At 43.8% G+C, this 19,723-nt stretch carries 16 protein-coding genes; 1 reads left to right on the top strand and 15 read right to left on the bottom strand.

Annotated features, from left to right (window positions below; all coding sequences use genetic code 11):
- Positions 1–17: 17 nt before the first annotated feature.
- From IE103_RS01185 to IE103_RS01170, 4 genes are all read right to left on the bottom strand, one after another.
- Positions 18–590 carry a chalcone isomerase family protein gene (locus tag IE103_RS01185; protein WP_229826999.1) on the bottom strand — a complete coding sequence of 191 codons (573 nt, stop codon included), beginning with the start codon at positions 588–590 and terminating at the stop codon, positions 18–20.
- Positions 587–1,762 (bottom strand): class I SAM-dependent methyltransferase, encoded by a 1,176-nt coding sequence (locus tag IE103_RS01180; RefSeq protein ID WP_373295226.1) that lies wholly within the window; start codon positions 1,760–1,762, stop codon positions 587–589. The genes IE103_RS01185 and IE103_RS01180 overlap by 4 nt, the downstream gene beginning before the upstream one ends.
- A gap of 62 nt (positions 1,763–1,824) precedes the next feature.
- A complete protein-coding gene (locus IE103_RS01175; protein ID WP_229826998.1) occupies positions 1,825–2,625 on the bottom strand; it encodes a DUF1365 domain-containing protein in 801 nt (266 codons plus the stop codon).
- 39 nt (positions 2,626–2,664) lie between these two features.
- Positions 2,665–3,957 carry an NAD(P)/FAD-dependent oxidoreductase gene (locus IE103_RS01170; RefSeq protein ID WP_189344185.1) on the bottom strand — a complete coding sequence of 431 codons (1,293 nt, stop codon included), beginning with the start codon at positions 3,955–3,957 and terminating at the stop codon, positions 2,665–2,667.
- A gap of 224 nt (positions 3,958–4,181) precedes the next feature.
- Here IE103_RS01170 and IE103_RS01165 point away from each other — a divergent pair, with 224 nt between their 5' ends.
- Positions 4,182–4,790 (top strand): TetR/AcrR family transcriptional regulator, encoded by a 609-nt coding sequence (locus IE103_RS01165; RefSeq protein WP_189344184.1) that lies wholly within the window; start codon positions 4,182–4,184, stop codon positions 4,788–4,790.
- A 79-nt stretch (positions 4,791–4,869) separates the two neighbouring features.
- On the opposite strand, the gene IE103_RS01160 is transcribed toward IE103_RS01165, so the two are convergent.
- The 11 genes from IE103_RS01160 to IE103_RS01110 all read right to left on the bottom strand — a co-directional run bounded on the left by IE103_RS01160 (position 4,870) and on the right by IE103_RS01110 (position 19,447).
- Entirely contained in the window at positions 4,870–7,119 is a 2,250-nt protein-coding gene (locus IE103_RS01160) for a bifunctional diguanylate cyclase/phosphodiesterase (protein WP_229826997.1), read from the bottom strand.
- Between the two features lie 236 nt (positions 7,120–7,355).
- Entirely contained in the window at positions 7,356–9,080 is a 1,725-nt protein-coding gene (locus IE103_RS01155) for a PhoH family protein (RefSeq protein ID WP_189344183.1), read from the bottom strand.
- A 167-nt stretch (positions 9,081–9,247) separates the two neighbouring features.
- On the bottom strand, positions 9,248–9,733 hold the full coding sequence (locus IE103_RS01150; RefSeq protein ID WP_268248934.1) for a peroxiredoxin: 486 nt from the start codon (positions 9,731–9,733) through the stop codon (positions 9,248–9,250).
- A gap of 32 nt (positions 9,734–9,765) precedes the next feature.
- Positions 9,766–10,719, bottom strand: a complete 954-nt coding sequence (locus IE103_RS01145; protein WP_189344182.1) for a polysaccharide deacetylase family protein — start codon at positions 10,717–10,719, stop codon at positions 9,766–9,768.
- Positions 10,720–10,838: 119 nt separating this feature from the next.
- Positions 10,839–11,879, bottom strand: coding sequence for a bifunctional UDP-4-keto-pentose/UDP-xylose synthase (locus IE103_RS01140; RefSeq protein WP_189344181.1), 1,041 nt, complete (start codon positions 11,877–11,879; stop codon positions 10,839–10,841).
- A gap of 145 nt (positions 11,880–12,024) precedes the next feature.
- Positions 12,025–12,981, bottom strand: a complete 957-nt coding sequence (locus IE103_RS01135; RefSeq protein WP_189344180.1) for a formyltransferase — start codon at positions 12,979–12,981, stop codon at positions 12,025–12,027.
- A gap of 7 nt (positions 12,982–12,988) precedes the next feature.
- The gene (locus IE103_RS01130) at positions 12,989–13,939 is read right to left on the bottom strand and encodes a glycosyltransferase (protein ID WP_189344179.1); all 951 of its coding nucleotides are present in this window, start codon (positions 13,937–13,939) and stop codon (positions 12,989–12,991) included.
- A 22-nt stretch (positions 13,940–13,961) separates the two neighbouring features.
- Entirely contained in the window at positions 13,962–15,086 is a 1,125-nt protein-coding gene (locus IE103_RS01125) for a DegT/DnrJ/EryC1/StrS family aminotransferase (RefSeq protein ID WP_189344178.1), read from the bottom strand.
- A gap of 47 nt (positions 15,087–15,133) precedes the next feature.
- Positions 15,134–16,828, bottom strand: coding sequence for a glycosyltransferase family 39 protein (locus tag IE103_RS01120; protein ID WP_189344177.1), 1,695 nt, complete (start codon positions 16,826–16,828; stop codon positions 15,134–15,136).
- Positions 16,825–17,202, bottom strand: a complete 378-nt coding sequence (locus tag IE103_RS01115; protein ID WP_189344176.1) for an Mth938-like domain-containing protein — start codon at positions 17,200–17,202, stop codon at positions 16,825–16,827. Before IE103_RS01115 ends, IE103_RS01120 begins: the two co-directional genes overlap by 4 nt.
- Positions 17,203–17,416: 214 nt before the next feature.
- Positions 17,417–19,447 (bottom strand): preprotein translocase subunit TatB, encoded by a 2,031-nt coding sequence (locus tag IE103_RS01110; RefSeq protein ID WP_189344175.1) that lies wholly within the window; start codon positions 19,445–19,447, stop codon positions 17,417–17,419.
- Between the last annotated feature and the right edge of the window lie 276 nt (positions 19,448–19,723).

Here is a 19,723-nt window from a genome sequence, read left to right as displayed (position 1 = left end):
GGTTTTCGCATTGGATTTCACATTGATGGACCCGTGATCGCAGCTGAAGATTTATTATTGCCCAGTAATTGTTGGCGCAAGTTATTGTCTTTGGTACGTGGGTCTAACCAAATCGAGAAGAAAGCATTCGCAAAAGACTCATCAGGGATTTCTGCTAATAATGTTTGTTGGCTATAAAAACGACAGCCAGTTCCGGGTAAATAAACGCCGATTAATTGGTCACCGGACTTTACGTCGATAAAGGCTTTTTCCATGTATTGGCGCCACAATTTTAATTTGTCCGAATTAAATTTATCGCCGTGTAAACGTTTGATTTCATCGATGCTGGAATCGACAAATCGCTCGCGACTAATTGATTTGTTATACGTAATCTCTAGAGCAAAACTCGCGTTTTGATCAAGTCCGCCCTCTTTATTTGGGGTTTGCTGCCAGATTCTCGCGGTATAGATTGAGAATCCCCACCAGCGGAATTCTCCACCACCAAGCATTTTTGCTTGTGGTAAATGTTGCTTCCACACTTGTGCCTGCGCGGCTGCGCAGCAGAGTAGTGTTGAGCTTAAAAAAAGCATCGACAAGTAGTTACGCATCATGAACTCTTCTGTAATAAGAATTGATAAACATCGGTACGACCCTCATCAAAGCCCGCTTCGCAATACGAGAAATAGAGTTGCCAGATTCGTTGGAACGCGGTGCCAAAACCCATGCCATGAATACCGTCGATGTTGTTTTCAAAATCGTGGTTCCAGCGACGCAAAGTTTCTGCATAATCTTTGCCAAATGCATACTGATCGCGCGTTTGCAAACCATGCTGCTGTGCGAGTTGCAAAAAGCGAGGTGGGCTTGGCAGCATGCCGCCAGGGAAAATATATTGTTGAATGAAATCCGTGCCGCTGCGATAGCGTTCAAAGCGCGCTTCGTCAATCGTAATAGTTTGTATAAGGGCCTTGCCACCTGGCTTCAGACGTTGATTCACAGTTTTAAAATAAGTTGGCCAATATTCTTCACCAACTGCTTCAAACATTTCGATCGAAACGATCGCGTCATAGCTGCCGTTCAAATCACGATAATCACACAACTCCAATTTGACTAAATCTTGTCGCTGCGCTTGTTGGATTCTTTGTTCTGCAATCTCTAGTTGTGATGGCGAGATAGTTACGCCGTGCACATGAATCCCGCGTGCCGAGGCGTGTTCTGCAAACCCACCCCAACCGCAACCAATTTCTAAAACACGATCTCCCGCTTTTAAACCTAGCACATCGATAATGCGCTGATATTTGCGGTACTGCGCTTCTTGCAAGCTGATGTCGTAATCACCGTAAAAAATCGCACTAGAATAAGTCCAACTTGCGTCCAACCATAATTGATAAAAGGAATTGCCTATGTCGTAGTGCGCATGGATGTTTTTGCGGCTACCTTTGCGTGTATTAGGGCGTAATAAGTGTTTGAGTTTGTACCACAGCCCCATTAATTTGCCACCAAATATCGCCTTGTCCAAGGCGTTTTCGTTTTGAATTGCTAAGCGAAGTAGAGCAGTTAAAGCGCTCGTGCTAATCCAGCCTGCTTCATAGCATTCCGCGAATCCTATATCGCCGCCTTGCAGAATTTTTCGGCAGGCTTGCCAATCGTGAATCGTCAAAATAACTGACTGAGAAAGTTGTTGATCACCGAATTTCAATACATCGCCACTCGGTGTAACTAGATGGAGATTGCCATGCTTGATTTTATTGAGCATGCGAATAAACAATTGGGCACTCGCCGGCATCGTAGTTGTCTTCATCGCATTCGAATTGTTCGTCATTGCACTTGAGGTGGTTTGAATTGAACTCATTTAATCTGCTCCTGTTTTATTGTTGTGCCAGTCGAAACTTGTTGATTGGTGAAATGGACCTGACGGTGAAATGGGACTTTCTTCAACCACAGGATTAGGGCGTGCCAATGGATGCGGTAGAACACACCAAATGTAAGTAGAGGTTGCTTGCAGAGCGCCTTTAATAAATTGCCAGATGTAAGTTGCTGCATTTTTCCGATGATGGCGGTTTGCAGCAATGTAGCTTGGTCATCGTGATAATCGATATGTACTTTCAATTTATTCGAGGTTTCGGCGAACTTAAATTGATAATGTCCTTTTACTTCGCAAAATGGAGAGACATGCATCATTTTGGTACTCACCAATTCTGTGTTGGTATCGATCACACCATGTTCTGCAGCTTGTAATAAATAAAAGTGATGCTCACCAAAAGTGTTATTCACCTCTGCCAATACGGCGCGAAGTTGTGATTGCTTGTCATAGCAGTACCAAATGCTAATAGGGTTAAAGGCATAACCAAATACTCTTGGAAAACTCAGCAACTCAATTTTTTCTATCTCTGGTACCTGATGCCTATTCAGAATACTTTGTATCCAGACCTTCAAATTAGAGCCATCACGTGGGCCGTAATCTTTAGTATGAATCGATATTGGACGCCAGCAATTGATGCCAAATATTGCGCTGTTGGGAAGGTCTTTCGACATGTCACTTAGTGCATCGATATCCAGCTTCAGCATAAAAACTGGATAGACGAAGCGATGCTTGACTGGTCGTAGTCGTTGGTGCATTACTAAAGCGTTGACTAGTGTCGATGCCATTGTTTATCTTTGTTTGCGTTATGTTTGCTTGATTTTCGATTAGTCGATGCGAGCCCAAACAGGACTCAGATCAAATTGCTTCACCACACGTAATGCCGATTTCAATCCGTCTTCGTGAAAACCATAGCCGGTCCAAGCACCGGCAAACCAAGTTTTGTTAGTACCTTGTATGCTGGATAAATTTGTTTGGCTGTCGATCGCGCTTTGATCAAACACGGGATGGTCATATTCAAATTGCGCAAATACTGATTCTTGCCGCGGTTGATGAGTTGGATTCAAGGTCACAATCACAGGTGTTTCCGTATCGAGACGTTGCAACTGATTGAGTAAGTAGCTAACACAAACAGATTGGGGCGAACCTGTAGCTGAACTGGCGTCTGCACTAGTTCCAATGTAATTCCATGCGCTCCAAACCTTCTTGGATCGTGGCAATAGAGTGCTGTCTGTATGCAAATAAGCGGTATTTGGCTGATAGCGTACTTTCGATAGCAATGCCAATTCGGCCGCGCTCGCGTCAGCTAGCATACGCAGTGTATCTGGTGCATGCGTCGCAAAAATGACTTGATCAAATTCTTCGGAATTACCATTGCTGGTAACCACAACACCTTGATCATTACGTGTTACTGAACTCACAGGGCTATTGAGCCGAATGTCTTGTAAAGTTTCGGCGATTTTTCTGACGTAGCTGCGCGCACCATTTTGTACAGTGCGCCACTGTGGGCGGTCATTCACTTGGAGTAAGGCGTGATTGATACAAAACCGCAAAAAAGCTCGTGCTGGGAAATCTAAGATGTCCTTTGGTGAACTTGACCAGATGGCTGCGGCCATCGGTATCAAATAATGATTCGCAAAAGCAGCATTGTATTTTTGATCGACGAGTAATTGTCCTAAGCTGATTCCAGATTCAGAACTTCGTTGCAGATTACTCTCAGCATCACGATTAAACCGCAGAATATCTTTAATCATGCCCAAAAACGATGGAGAGAAAATGTTTTTTCTTTGCGCGAAGACGGTATCGAGATTAGTGCCGGCCCATTCTAGTGCGCCATTATTTAGTGATAAGCCAAAAGACATATCGGTGCCGTAACTGTCGATGCCTAATTCTGCAAACAAGGCAATTAAGTTAGGGTAAGTCTTTTCATTAAAAACTAAAAATCCTGTGTCAACGACCAAAGTTTTGCCGTCAATAACAATTTCGACGGTATTGGTGTGTCCACCTAAATAGGTATTTGCTTCATACAAAGTTACATCATGTTGGCGCTGTAAAAAATAGGCGCTTGCTAGGCCTGAGATGCCCGCACCGATCACCGCGATTTTTTGTTTTTTGTGCATTACACGATTTCCTAAATTATTTGGACGCTTGTTTAGTCGCTTAGTTGAATCCTCAGTTGCACGCTTGGTTGAACACTTTGAGCGTCTAATTAAGTACTTCAATTTCGCTATCGAATCAGGTTTTATAAATTGACCGGCCTGAAAGCATTGTGTGACATATACTTCAGTGTTAATATTAATACCGATTTGAAAAAACCGCTACCAATTGGTAGATATTAATACTTATGAGTATCTTTAGCAAACTAAATTTTAAAGATCAAGCTTTTCGTCTACGTGAAGATGCGATTCTTGACGCTACTACCACAGTGCTTGCAAGCAAAGGCTTTGATTTAATGACGATGGACGATGTTGCCAATTTGATTGGTATTTCCAAACCTAGTCTATACAAACACTTTAAGTCCAAAGAAGATTTGGTCGGTGCTGCAATGATTCGCTTACTCGATGGCGCCACCACACAGCTTGAATCATTTCCAGCGGAATATACGGCAAAGGAAAAATTGTCAGCGCTATTAGAATGGGCACTTCGCGTCCGTCTTGATGGTGGCTTGCCATTTTTACCATCCACAAGTAATGCGGTGCGCGAAATGCTGATGCGCAATTTGAAATATGTCGGAAGAGTGATCAAACTGAATTCTCAGTTAGAAAAACTGGTCATTGCGGCGCAAAAAAATGGAGACTTAAGTAACAAATTGAGCCCCGATGTGATTCTGTTTAGTTACTATGCACGAAGCTGTGATCCAGCGGTTGAATATTTGCAGCGATTTAGCAAGATGGATACCAATGCAATCGTCGAAAACATGCTACGCGTCTGTTTCCAAGGATTAGAAGACTAAGTTTTGTAGCAATTGCGACACAAACTGATCATTAACTGAGGTGTGTTGGATGAAGTAGTAGTTGACGAATGTTTATCGCTTAGATGAACTGTTTTAACCAAAAATACAGATCATTTTTGTTTTGTGGTTTGGCGAATAAAAAACCTTGAGCATGGTGGCAGCCAAAAGTCTCTAGCGTATCTGCTTGCAACTGATTCTCGACACCTTCAGCGATGACTTCTAGTTGCAAACTTTGACTCAGCTCGACGATCATTTTTGCGATGCTACCCTCGTCTGTACCTGTACAAATTTCATTGATAAACGTACGGTCAATTTTTAATTTATTCACCTTGAGTTTCTGTAGTTGGCTAAGTGAAGAGAAGCCAGTACCAAAATCATCAATCGAAATTCTTACACCCATTTCTTTTATTTTTTCTAGATTGGTGATCACCAGTTCAGGGTCGGTCATTGCCATCGACTCTGTGATTTCTAATTCTAAGTTCTGCGGCGAAATGCCGCTATCAGTCAGCGCACGTTTAAGCATTTGCAAGAACAGCGGATGCATAAACTGCGCTTGTGAGACGTTCACTGCCATACGGAATTGTTGCAACCCTAATTCACTAATGCGAACTAATTCAAAACATGCGGTGCGCAACACCCATTCGCCAATATTGACGATTAAACCTGAATACTCCGCAATAGGAATGAATTGATCTGGCGGGATGAGTTCACCATCATCGTTTTTCCACCGCAGCAAGGCTTCTACGCCGAATGGTTTACCGCTACCGATGTCAACTTGTGGTTGATAGACGATATACAAGCGCTCAGCTTCAAAGGCTGCACGTAGGGCATGCATCATGCGCACGCGTTCTCTTATTTCAACTCCCATTTCACGCGTGAAGTAGGTGTGATCTGAGCGCTGATCTGACTTGGTTCTTTTCAGTGCGATATTCGCGTCTTTTAGTGCGTCTGGCGCGCTTAATTCGTAGTCGCACAGGCGTAGCAATCCCAAGCTCACCGATAATTGAACAAATTGATTTTCGACTGAAAAAGGTGTACTAAATAGACTCAAAACTAGCTTCGGTGAGACAATCTCTTCATGTCCAAGCAATGCGAAAATATCATTGCCGATTCGCGCAATTTTGCAATTATCAGCAAAGTGTTCACGCAATCTTTGCCCTACACTGTGGAGTAATACGTCTCCAAATCGATGTCCGAGTGCATCATTTGTCTCTGCAAAATGATTGATGTCAATTAAGGCAAGTACACTGTCGGCACGCTGTTGTGAATGCAAGGTTTGCTGTAAATTTTGTAGTAATTGCAGTCGATTCGCCAGACCTGTTAATGGGTCATAGAATGCCAGATTATGCATTTTTGAATTCAACATCACATTTTGCAAACACACCGAAGCATTGCTGCAAAAAAGTTCTACCATGTGCCTTGCGTACGGAACTGCCTCCAATCCCTGATCCAAATAAATTACGATTGCCGCGCCATTTAAGTTGCTTAGGTAGAGTGCAGTTTGCTGAGAATGGAATAAATGTCTTTGTTCGAATAAGGCTTTTTGCACCAACTGCAATTCGTCAGTTTGTCCATTCAAAGTTAAGGAAGTATTGATGTAATTTTCAAATTTGTCAGTGGTAACTATTGCGTGCGGACCAAGTTGAGTCTCATATTCGGCATTTTGATCATAGGTGGAAGTATTGGCGATGCAGACAAAACCCTGTCCATCGATTTGCAATAACTCAATGATGTAATCAAGTAAGAGTTTGGAGAATGACGGCAAGGTGTTGGCGGTCATTAACAAACTACCAGCACCAACAATCAACTCTAAACTTTCGTTATTTGAGGAAATAATTTTAATTTGTTGATAGGAACGTATCGCTGAAGTAACCGCGGTAAACAGCTTCGCTTGTGTTAATTCGGTTTTATTTTTGTAATCATTGATATCAAAGTCGCGGATCGCATCAATTTCTGGGGCATAACCAGCTTGACCAGTGCGCAGAATAATTCGAATATCTCGTCGATTTAATGTATCTCGAATAAAGCTTACTAATTGAAGACCCGTATTATCTTTTTCCATCACGACATCGAGCAACACCACAGCAATATCTTCTTGATGAATCAAAATTTGTCTTGCTTCAGTGGTAGTGTACGCGTGTAGAAATTGCAGATTGCGCGAGAGAATTTTGAGATCATGCAGGGCAAACATCGTCGCTGAATGCACGTCTGGATCGTCATCAATGATCAAAATGTTCCATACATTTTGATCGGCGACGCTTTCACTTTGATTCACGTTTCCATCGTCCTCGATGAAAAGAAACGGATCTTCAGAATTCATGTTATTCATGTTGCATTCAGCTCATTAGTCACGCATCTGTTGGGCTGGGCTTTTACCTAGCAGGTGAATTGTGAGAAAAGTAGATTGACTTAAACCACACCTAGATTGTTATTTATCTTTAAGCAAGCTCTGTGCTGGTAAGTCTGTATTGCTGATTGTAAAGATTATTTCCGCAAACAAACAAATTACATAAAAAAAAAGCGCGAATCATGTTCGATTCGCGCTTTTATGTTGTTTATCGTCAATTATAGAATTTCGCTGGCATGATCAGCTAAGCGAGAGCGCTCACCTCTTGCTAAAGTGACGTGCCCGCTATGTGCCCAACCTTTGAAGCGATCGACCACATAGGTTAAGCCACTAGAACCTTCGGTCAAGTAGGGCGTATCAATTTGTGCGATATTACCTAGACAAATGATCTTGGTTCCGGGGCCTGCGCGTGTCACTAATGTTTTCACCTGCTTTGGCGTTAAGTTCTGCGCTTCGTCGATGATTAAAAATTTATTCACAAAAGTTCTGCCACGCATAAAATTGAGTGACTTAATTTTAATCTTCGAACGAATTAAGTCTTGTGTCGCTGCACGTCCCCAATCGCCCGCATCGCTGTCCGACTTGTTTAAAACCTCTAAGTTATCGTCGAAAGCGCCCATCCATGGCGACATTTTTTCTTCTTCCGTTCCTGGTAAGAAACCGATATCTTCACCAACTGGTACCGTAACACGTGTCACGATAATTTCATTGTAGGTTTTAGTTTCAAGTACTTGCGCAAGTCCGGCAGCAAGCGCCAAGAGCGTCTTACCTGTACCAGCCTGTCCCAGAAGGGTAACGAAATCACATTCAGGGTCCATTAACAAATTCAAGGCAAAGTTTTGCTCTCGATTGCGTGATGTGACACCCCAAACACTGTGCTTAGAATGTCCATAATCACGTAGGGTTTGCAGCACTGCGGTTTTGCCATTGATTTGGCGTACTTGTCCATAGAACGAAGCTTCGCCATTGTTGGGTTCTAAGTAGACAAACTGATTGACTAGCAAAGAGGGAATTAATGGTCCGGTGATACGATAAAAAGTGGTACTGAGTCCATTTTTATTCTCTTGCCAAGTCTCAATCCCTTTACCATGCTTGCTCCAGAAATCATTCGGTAACTGCACGATACCGCTGTAAAGAAGATCGGAATCTTCGAGCACATGGTCATTGAAATAATCTTCCGCAGGTAAACCCATCGCACGCGCTTTGATACGCATGTTGATATCTTTTGATACCAGTACAATTGGGCGGCCAGGAAATTGATCTTCTAGGGCACGCACGACTCCTAAAATCTGATTGTCGGCTTTCCCCTGCGGCAAACCTTGCGGTAGAGCACCGCCTTGGAGCTTGGTTTGAAAGAATAATCGACCTTTGGCGTCTTTGTTACCAAGTTTGGAAAGCGCAATGCCTTGTTCGATATCTTCACTCTCAATGCCGCCGACCAAGGCATCCAATGATCGAGAAATTTGCCGTGCATTTCGTGCTACTTCTGACATGCCTTTTTTGTGATCATCTAATTCTTCTAGTGTGATCATGGGCAGATAAACATCATGTTCCTCAAAACGGAACAAGGATGTCGGATCATGCATCAAGACGTTGGTGTCGAGCACAAACAACTTAGTAATCCCTTTTTTGTCAGCCGCTTTGCTTACTGGCGACTTTGCCGGATTATCTTTGGATTTGTGGGTTGCAATGACCTCGGTCATTTTCGTTTTGGCGATCGAAGTTGCGGCAGATTTGCTGCTTGTTTTTGCCGTAATACTTTCTGTTTTTTGCTTTGCTGCGCTGACTTTTGGCAGAGCTTTAGACGTCATCGAAGCTTTGCTGGTTTGTGTGGATTTCGCTTCAGCGCTCGCGATTTGATTTAATTTTCCTTTGTCTGCTTTAGGATAATCTTTTGGTGAAAGCAGGGCCGCTGGTTTTGTCGGCATTTTTGGCAGGGGCATTAGAACCTCTTAATAAAAATTGGAGAAATAAAAGGAAAACGAGAAAACAATAAATAATGCAATAGTTGAGGGTTTGCTTTTGCAGGGGCTGAGAAAGAACAAAAGCCGCTTGAGAAGACGCTGCGGTCTTCTGAAACGGCTTTGATTGGATGAAGATGGGGTTTCAATTAACTTTGATTACTCACAAAATCTAATACGGCTTGAGCATGATCGGCGACCTTCACTCCACGCCATTCTTTCACTAATTTACCAGATTCGTCAATCACAAATGTACTGCGCTCTATGCCGCGCACTTGTTTGCCATACATGTTTTTCATTTTCATTACATTAAACATCAGGCAAAGTGTTTCATCCGGATCAGAAATTAATTCAAATGGCAATTCAAGTTTGCTTTTGAAGCCTTCATGCGAACGTAAGCTATCGCGACTAATACCAAAAATCACCGAATTATTTTCTTGAAGTTGCTGATGAATATCGCGGAAGGCGATACTTTCGGTAGTACAGCCTGGGGTATTGTCTTTCGGATAAAAATACAGAATGACTTTTTTCCCAGCGTAAGCGGATAATTGAAATTCAGAAGCGCCAGTCATTGCTGCTGAAAATTGTGGCACTGTGCAACCTATGGCGCTAACTGTACTATGACTATCTGACACGAGTATCTCCTGAAAATGTGTGGTGGAGTGCTTTATCGTATTGGTTTAGCATCAAAAGCGAGTAGCTCGCCTGAACGCCCTGGTAATTCTCGCCATGAAATTGGATGAACTGGCAGTTCTTGCTCCTTTAATTGAGCATAATATTGCCCCATCGAAATGAACTGGTAACCTTGTTCACTCCAACCATTCAGCAATTCTATCAATATGGGGGCAAGCTTTTGTCCTTCAAGTTCTGCATGCATCGTAAAGACATGATTTTTTTGCTCAGCAGTTAGAGACAAAATATGCGCCGCAATATTCGCTTCAGTAATTACCGAACCATTTATTTCTACACCTAGCAGTTCATCCAAGGTTGGTAGTGTGGTTGGCATTTGTACTGCTTCAAACACTTCATCACCATCACTTAAACGATAGGGGCCTGCAGCTGGATTCTCTAGTGATCCATCTTCGTTCAATAATGCACGGGTGTCAGAAGTATAGCGAATGCCAAATTGGTCTAATTGTGCAAACGCATGTCGATTCATTTGCCAGCCAGCCGCACCGAAAGTTTTTGGTGGCGCACCAAAAATTTCAATATAGCGATCATATGCAGCCTGCATTTGTCTTTGAGTCCATGCTTCGCCACGTCGACGGACATTATCTTGCCAAACTACGTGATCCCAGCAGTGGATGCCACATTCGAAGCCAGCTCTTTTTGCTGCACGCATTTCTTCTACACATTCTTTACCGATATCTGGCGCTGGTAAAAAAACACCATACGTCAGCGTTTTAAAGCCGTAATGTTCTAATACTGAAGTGCGTGATACCTTCTTGAAAAAACCAGGCCGAAATGCACGACGCAATGCCCATCCTGTGTGATCCTTTCCTAAGGAAAACAAGAATGTGGCATTCGCTTGATGTTGCTTGAGGATGCGCACTAAACTCGGCACACCTTCGCGGGTGCCTCGGTAAGTGTCCACATCAATCTTTAATACGATCGTGGGCATCTATAAATCTGTTGAAGTTTTTCTGAAAGTAATTTGGAATTAGTCGTTCACCAAAGCGTGTTATCTAATCGTACGCGCTTTGTAAGTAGTGAATTTGACGCTATTACTCCATTGATCCATTAATCCATTAAAGCGCGCGCTTGCGCAACTTGGCTGCGGTAGGCATCAAAGATGTGACGCATTGCGTCAGCCATCGTTGTTGTTGGTTTCCAGCCTAATTCTTCACAAGTGTTGGTAATCTTAGGCACACGATTTTGTACATCTTGATAGCCGCCACCGTAGTACGCTGCTGAAGTTGTTTCAGTCAACTGTACTTTTTTAGCAGACTCAGCATATTCAGGATATTCCGTAGCCAACTCCAGCATCATGTGCGCAAGTTCGCGAATAGAGTGATTATTGGAAGGATTGCCGATATTGTAGATCTTGCCTGATGCTACGCCATCCTTGTTTGCAATAATACGTACCAAGGCATCAATACCGTCATCGATGTAAGTAAACGCACGTTTTTGTGCACCACCATCAACTAAAGAGATATTTTCTCCACGGACGATATGACCAAAGAATTGCGTAACAACGCGTGAGCTACCTTCTTTCGGTGTATGAATAGAATCTAAACCAGCGCCAATCCAGTTAAATGGGCGGAACAAAGTGAAGTTCAGACCTTCCATGCCATAACCCCAGATCACACGATCCATCAACTGTTTCGCGCAAGAATAAATCCAACGTGGCTTGTTGATTGGGCCGCAAATGAGTTCAGAGTTCTCTGGATCGAATTCTTCGTCATGGCACATGCCATAAACTTCGGATGTCGATGGGAATACCAAGTGTTTGCCATACTTTGCAGCAGAACGAACGATAGGTAAATTGGCTTCAAAGTCGAGTTCAAATACGCGTAATGGTTGCTTTACATAAGTCGATGGCGTCGCAATCGCCACCAAAGGCAAGATCACATCACATTTTTTGACATGGTATTCGACCCATTCTTTATTGATCGTGATATCGCCTTCAAAGAAATGCATACGAGGATGATTCAGCAAGTCGCCCAAACGCTCGGTTTGCATATCCATGCCATACACTTCCCAATCGGTTGTTTCTAAGATGCGCTTGGATAAGTGGTGGCCAATAAAACCATTTACACCGAGGATGAGGACTTTTTTCATAATGATTTCTCTGAAAGATTAAATAGTAGGAATTCGAGTAGTGAGGTCGCTACAGCTTGTATCGCTAATGAAAAGCAAACCAACTGTCTAACAATCGCAAATTGTCGCGGATTTTTTTGTCAATATTTTTTGTGCAAAAATAACATTAAGTGCGACCGAAAAACTTTACTAATGCTTGATTATCCATCGTGCGGCCTTGATGCTGTAAAGCTAAAATCTCGATTGCTTTTCCATCACCACAAACACCAAAGATGACATTATCCACTACAGATATGCCAAGCGGCAAATTTGCAGGCAGTTTTAGTGTGGCGTGCTTAAAAATGCGTGCTTTTTCAATAATAAATTTTTCACCATCTTGTTCTGTGAACGCACCTGGATATGGTGGGGCAACAGCTCTATGCAAGTTATAAACTTGTTGCGTTGATTGACTCCAGTCAATACGACCATCTTCAGGCCTACGACCGCCGAAATAACTCCCTTGGCTCAAATCGTTGGGAATCTTTATAGCCGTGCCAGCAATTAATGATGGCAAGGCATGCCATAATGTTTGTTCAGCGGCGACACTCAGTTTTCCAAAGACCTCAAACGCGGTGTCATCAGGCAAAATAGGTACGCTAGTTTGCGCAATAATCGCCCCCGCATCTGGCTTGACTGTCATCTCATGCAAAGTTGCGCCTGTTTCAGTCTCTCCATAGAAGACTGCCCAATTGACCGGAACCCGACCGCGGTACTTGGGCAGCAATGAGCCATGCAAGTTATAGGCACCGCGCGATGCGATTTCTAACATTTCTGCCGATAGCATGTTTCGATAGTAAAAGCTGAAAATGAAGTCTGGCTTCAAGGCCGCGATTTTGGCAATGATTTCTGGTGTATTGGGATTGTCTGGTGTGATACGAGGAATACGTTGTTCCTCACATAAAGCCGCAACCGATTCAAACCAAATCGTTTCGTTCGCACTATCTTCATGGCTAACCACTAAGCGAATATCGATACCACGCGCAAGTAAGGTTTTAATGCTGCGTACACCAACTGTGTGATACGCAAAGACCACCGCGGAAGTCGTCGGCTGTTCGGCTGTTTGGGCAAATCCGGTATCGCTCATGATTAATTTATTCTCCGGATTTTTCTTCTAAGATTGTTTGCACGACGAATCGTGGGCGACCTTGCACCTGTTGGTAAATACGACCAACGTATTCACCAAGTAGACCAATACCAAATAAGATCACCCCCATCAAGAAGAAGGCAATCGCAAACAAAGTGAATAGTCCTTCGGCCTCAGCTCCGAGAAAGAAGCGACGAATCAATAGCAAGACCACCAAGCCACCTGACAAGCCAGATAAGATCATCCCCATCATGGAGAATAACTGCAATGGCATGATGGAAAATCCTGTCATCAAATCGAAATTGAGACGAATCAAACTATAGAATGAATACTTTGATTCACCCGCAGTACGTTCTTCATGTTCCACCACAATTTCTGTCGGTTTGCGGGCAAAAGTATAGGCGAGGGCGGGTACAAAAGTATTGACCTCACTACATTGATTGATCAGATTAATTACATTGCGACCATAGGCGCGTAGCATATTGCCTTGATCGGTAATTTTGATACGCGTGATTTTTTCACGCAGGCGATTCATCGCTTTTGAGAGATAGGTGCGCCATGCAGCATCTTGGCGTTTGCGACGAATAGAGCCGACATAGTCATAGCCTTCGCGCATTTTGTCGACCAGCGCACCAATTTCTTCCGGTGGATTTTGCAAGTCTGCATCGAGCGTAACAACGATATCGCCACGGGTCGCTTGAAATCCAGCCAAGATTGCCATGTGTTGACCGTAATTACCATTAAATAAGACGACGCGGGTGACATCAGGCCTTGCGCGAAATTGCTCAGCCAAAATTTCGGCAGAGCGATCTCGACTACCGTCATTGACGAACACGATTTCATAAGTGATACCACGCTCTGCCAATTTATCTAAGGCGGGATAAAGTCTGGCATAGAGTTTGGCAAGTCCAGCTTCCTCGTTGTAAACGGGAATAACGACTGAAAGTTCAGGATGCATGTGAGCTTCTGTAATTAAAATATCAAAGACAAGATTTTACTGCAGCGACTACGCGATCAACATCGCTTTCGTTCATGCTAGGGAATAAGGGCAGGGTAACGATTTGTTTGCCAATTCTTTCTGCAATGGGGAACATACCATCGGTAAAACCACGCTCACGATACAGCGTAAATAAATGGATAGGACGGTAGTGGTAACCCAAACCGATTCCAAGATCGAGCATCTTTTGCATAAACTCTGAGCGATGAATTCGCTCGGGCAAGACGATATGAAACATGTGCCAATTCGAATTAGTGAAATCGGCAACAGGTAATTCCGCGCCGGTACTTGATTCAAAGTCTTTGCCAAATTGATCGAAATAATGCAGCGCGAGTTTTTTTCTTTGCGCATTAAATTCATGCAAGCGCTTTAATTGTCCTAATCCAATTGCGGCAGAAAGATCGGTCATATTGTATTTGCCACCGAGTACATCAACATCGATGCCGTCTAGGCCGCTGCGTGAAACCCCTTGCAATCGGTACTTCTCCGCCAACTTTGCTTCTGCTTCATTGTTCAATACCAGACAACCACCTTCGGCAGTCATGATGTTTTTGTTGACTTGAAAGCTGAACGATACAAAATCACCAAAGGCACCAATGCGTTGCCCATGCCAAGTTGACCCGATAGCTTGTGCCGCATCTTCTACCACACGTAAATGATGTTTTTGTGCGATTGCGTACAACTGATCCATATCGCAAGGCAAGCCACACATGTGTACCGGGATAATCGCCTTGGTGCCTGAAGTGATGGCGGCTTCTACTTTGTTTAGATCAATGTTGTGGGTTTTAGGATCAATATCTACAAACACCGGCGTGGCACCGACTTCAATGATGACATTGGCAGTGGCGACCCACGAGTTGGGCGTGGTGATTACTTCGTCGCCAGCACCAATTCCGGCGATGCGGAGCGCAATTTCCATCGTGCAGGTGCCCGAATTAAATGTGCGAACTGGTCGTCCGCCAAAATAAGCAGACAATTGGGCTTCTAATTCTTTTACTTTGGGACCGCTGGTGAGCCAGCCTGAACGTAAAACCTCATTCACCGCGCTAATGGTCTCTTCATCAATACTTGGCTTTGTAAAGGGGAGAAAGGCAGCTGTTGCGCTCATATAAACTTTCTAAAATCGGTAAAGTGGCCGTCGTAGAGGCGAAGAAATTAGCGGGGAATAGCGATAATGACGCGTTTAGGATCGTGCCCAATCACGCGCATCGGCAAATTCTGTTTTTGTAAATCGTCATAAATTTCTTGCCGTACAAACGCCACCGCATTTTGACCCTTGGCGTGCATTTCGCGCCATTTAAGAACGAAGTCTGTTTGTTTCGGAATCCAAAGTTCTGGCTGAATACCGACACCAAACTGCATTTCGTCAGGATGTTCAACCAAGATGGTTGTGCGCTGTAAATAAAACGGTAAAGCTTGCTCGTAGCGCCCAACTGAAAAAATTGGCGTATCCGCTTTTAGCTCAGCTTGAATTGCTGCTAAATGATATACGCCAGCATTATATTTACCCCAAGTGTCATGCCCCATGAAGAGGGCTTGTCCTGCCAAGTACACGGTAATCGCTAAACTCAAGACTGACCAGTCTTTATTACGTTGCGCATAAATTAAAGCGAACAGACCACCAAACAAAGTCAGGCCAGCAGCAGCGTATGCCCATGGAATCATGGCGGCATAAAATGGTGCTTCATAGACGTGTTTTGCCATGCCTGCGATTTTCGGTGTCATAAAGATTGATGCTGCACCGATCAGCGTCATGATTAATGCATTGATGCGTAGACTCAGTGTGGATATATTCTCTAACTGACAAGCAATCAAGATCGCTAGAGCAGGGAAAATTGGCAAAATATATGACGGGAGCTTTGACCCAGAAATGCTAAAGAAAAAGAAAATGAATACTACCCACGTCAGCAACATTTTCTTTGCTTGAAATTTACTTTGTTCTTGACGCAGACCGGCAAACAAACTTTGCAATAATAAGCCTAACCAAGGCAGAATTCCAATCAACAGCAGAGGGACAAAATAGTACCAAGCACCACCACGTTTATGAATCGTGCTGGTAAAACGTTGGAAGTGTTCATGAATAAAGAAGAAGTGCGGATGCTCAGGGTTCGCTTGCCAAACCAAAATAAACCATGGTGCTGTAATAGCGAAAAATAACAGCAATCCTTTACCCATGTGTAAGCGTAACCACAGGCCAAAATCGCGCGTCCAGATTGTATATAAAACCAACACCGCGCCAGGCAAAACAAAACCAATCAAACCTTTTGACATTGTTGCTAGCGCCATCCCAGCCCAACATAGCAACATACCATTGCGTTGCTCTTTTGCGTTGGCACCATCTCGTTGCGCTAGCAATAAGCCGCACAAGGCCAGTGTCATCATCGCAGATAAACCCATGTCGAGTGAATTGACATGGCCCATCGCTGCCCAGTAAAAACTAGAGCCTAGAATGACAGCCGTACTGATTGCAATACGACGACCGTAAATTTTGAAAGCGGTATAGCTTGAGATGGCAATACCGATTAAGCCACATAATCCAGTCCACAATCTTGCTTGCCAGTCGCCCAGTCCAAACAAACTAAAAGTGAGCGCATTCATCCAATTTTGTAGCGGTGGCTTTTCAAAGTATTTGATGCCGTTTAAGCGTTGCGTGATCCAATCGCCAGTTGCCACCATTTCGCGCGCCATTTCGGCATATCTGCCTTCATCAGTAGGCACCAAGGTTCTTGCGCCAAGCATATAAAACCATACGATTAAAAAGCCTATCATCACCGCCCATAAGGTGCGTGGTGAATCATACGGGGATTGTGTGCTTGCTTGCTGTGAAGATGGATGTAGATGCTGTTTCATGCTTGCTCCAAGATCAGCGCAAGCGCAACTTTGCGACCTTCGGTCATTAAAATATTATAGGTTCTGCAAGCTGCTTGATTGTCCATGCATTCAACCCCCTTATGTTGAGCACTGAGGGCGCTAATCAGTTTGGGGTGGATAAATCGCTGTTTCTTGCCTGTTCCTAAAATCACCACATCTGGCTGCAAGGCTGCGATTTGTTCAAAGTGTGTCGCTGTTAGCGCATCGAAATTAGTGATGTCCCAAACCACAGGTCGAGATTCAGGTAAGACAATTAAGCTATGTTCGTATCGAACTAGATTAAATTCGACACCTTGCTCATCGTAAGCGGTAACGGTTTGGTATTGTTGCGTATTAGTTGAGTGCAGCTTCATGATTTTTAATATAGTTATAATTTTTGCGCACCTCGCATGCGCAGCCAGAAGAAAAAGCTGGCGCATTGTAGCTTTTTCTGTGTGTGTATCAAAGTGGTGCTTGTTGATTTTTTAATCGACCTTATTGAGAACTGCGGTCGTATTTGCTTGAAACGACAGTACTGTCGCTGATATGCGCATCAAATCCTCTTCGTTAGCGAACGAGGATTTGACTTTATTTAACATTTTTAGGTGCTAGCAGAAATTCTCGAGGATTATTTCTAAATCTTCGACCTAAAGCTTTCAATAGCTCTAGTCGCTGAGTGAAATCGACGCCGCGAGCGCGAAGTGCGACCGATAATGCCAAATAAAAACTGACGCCTAAATTGACGATGCCAATGCCCAAGAAGCCGAGTGCAGTGCTTAATATCAGTTGCCAAGGCAAATTGAAGTCAAGCGCAAATAATGAGTAGCCCCACATCGCAGATGATAAGGTCGTATGACGTACATCTAGTGGCAATCCTAGCAGCGCACCTAAACCAGCAGCACCACCCAATAAGAAGCCAAGAAAAAAATTGCCAGCCAATACGCCTAAATTGTCACGAATATAGTCACTGACTCGCTGCCAACGTGCCACGCCAAATAGTTTTTGTGCCCACTTTAATTGATTTAAGCGCTCTGGGATTCTGCTGTAGCTACACAAATTGTCATAATAGCCCGCGATGAGCCCCGCCAAAAATAGACAAATGCCTGCGACTGCGGCGAATAATAAAGTCCCTGCACTCAAGATGTCGATGTCTTGCAACAGGTGCTTGGCTTTCGCGGGAGTTAAGTAATGAGCGCCGCTGAAATGCTGAACCAAGAACGCGATCATCAGCGCAACAGGGATTGCTAAGCCGATATTGCCAACGATCGCTGCGAGTTGTGTTCTGATTGTGCGTGCGATCAAACTGACGAGCGGTTCAAGGTCGCGTCTGCGTTCACGCGGATTACCTTGAATTTCACCAATCGCAGCGGCAATCGCATTCGCCGTCATTGCCGGTTGCTTGGTCGCGACTGAAAAGTGCAATAAGTGAATAAGCACGAATCCAAGACCATAGTTTATGCAGTTTGCTAATACTTCTGCTAACGGAGCTAAGCCGCGCATACCGATATTGATTTTGATCGCAGCGATAAGTGCAACAGCACAACCACCGCCAGCAGCGGCTTTCAACATAGCGAAATAATCTTGTCTGGTCTCGGTGATGTAATGTTCACCGCTACGCCCCGCATTTTCGGTAACGCGCAAGGCGACTAATTCCGCGTTTTGTTGCCAAAATTGGCGCACATTATTTTGTGAGCATTCGGCAATTGCTAATTCTTGCCACAGTGCGGCAATATGTTGCACGCTGCTTTTTTTATCGTTTTGCACCAGACTTGATAGCAGGTAAGCCAACCGTGTAAGTCGATCAAGATGCTGTTGTAAACGCCTTAAATGGAAAGTTAAGTAGAAACTAGCGCCTTGTTGTTGTGCGCGTTTTCGGATGCGGTCGATGGTTTGACGTGCTTGTGTAATCAAGACCTCAAGATGAGAAATGTCGGTGTCTTTGTTTTGTTCGAAGCTGCGTCTCTGATTTAGTTGCGCTTCGATCGCTTTTGTTACATCGAGAGCTTCTTCACAAACACCGAGGAAAGGTGAGGCGTGATTTTCTAAACTCGGATCTAAACGTAACATCTCTGGCTCCAGACCAGCAGCAGCGATTCTATGCGCGACCACACGTAAGGCTTCAATGATGTCTGCCAGCATGCTGGTGAGCCCCGTGTGCGATTGCAAGTTGATATTCTCGTCAAACCCTAAAAGACGAATTAAATCTTGCCAATCGTTTGGATTGCTTGCGTTTATCCATTCGACATCGCTAGGTCTTAGAATTTCTCTTAGCGCATCTTTCAGTTGTGAAGGATCATCAACTTCGGGCAGCAGCTTGTGAGAGACGCGACGCACAGTTTCAGAGAGCACACTTGTCGCTGGATAAATGCCAGAAGTTGCCAACAGCAAAACGGCATGCCGTTGTTGAAATAATTGCAAAAGCGCTGAACGTAGTCGGCTAATTAATTCAGGTTCTTGTTCAAGCAAGCGTAGCAAGCTCGGCAATTGTGACTGATCTGCCTTTGAACTTGGGCGTATTCCATCAAACAATGCCATTAACGCTGGTAATGGATTAACAGGCGAGGAACCGTGATTGGTATCGTCGGTTTGAGGTAATGCGAGTAAAAGACTTTTTAGCATAGGCTTGATGGAAAATTGTTTGTGAATTGCAATTTAGGCTATTGCAATTTGATTAGCTTGATTTTTAATTTATCAGCTAAATTGGATACAAGGCAAACTAGGGCGCTCTGATTTCCTGCGGAGATTTAACATATTTAATCCATTAAATTGTGCCTAAACCGTAAAAACCAAGAGTAAAAGTCTATCTGCTGGCAAATCTCCTAAAATAATTTGGTAAAACACATTGATAAAATAGGGCGCTTTGGGCAGAATGGATCATTCGGCAGTGCAGCATTT

The sequence above is a fragment of the Affinundibacterium macrobrachii genome, assembly GCF_014652415.1.
Taxonomy (GTDB): domain Bacteria; phylum Pseudomonadota; class Gammaproteobacteria; order Burkholderiales; family Burkholderiaceae_D; genus Undibacterium; species Undibacterium macrobrachii.
The sequence above is the reverse complement of the archived record's forward strand: the minus strand, read 5'-3'. Positions and strand labels throughout refer to the sequence as shown.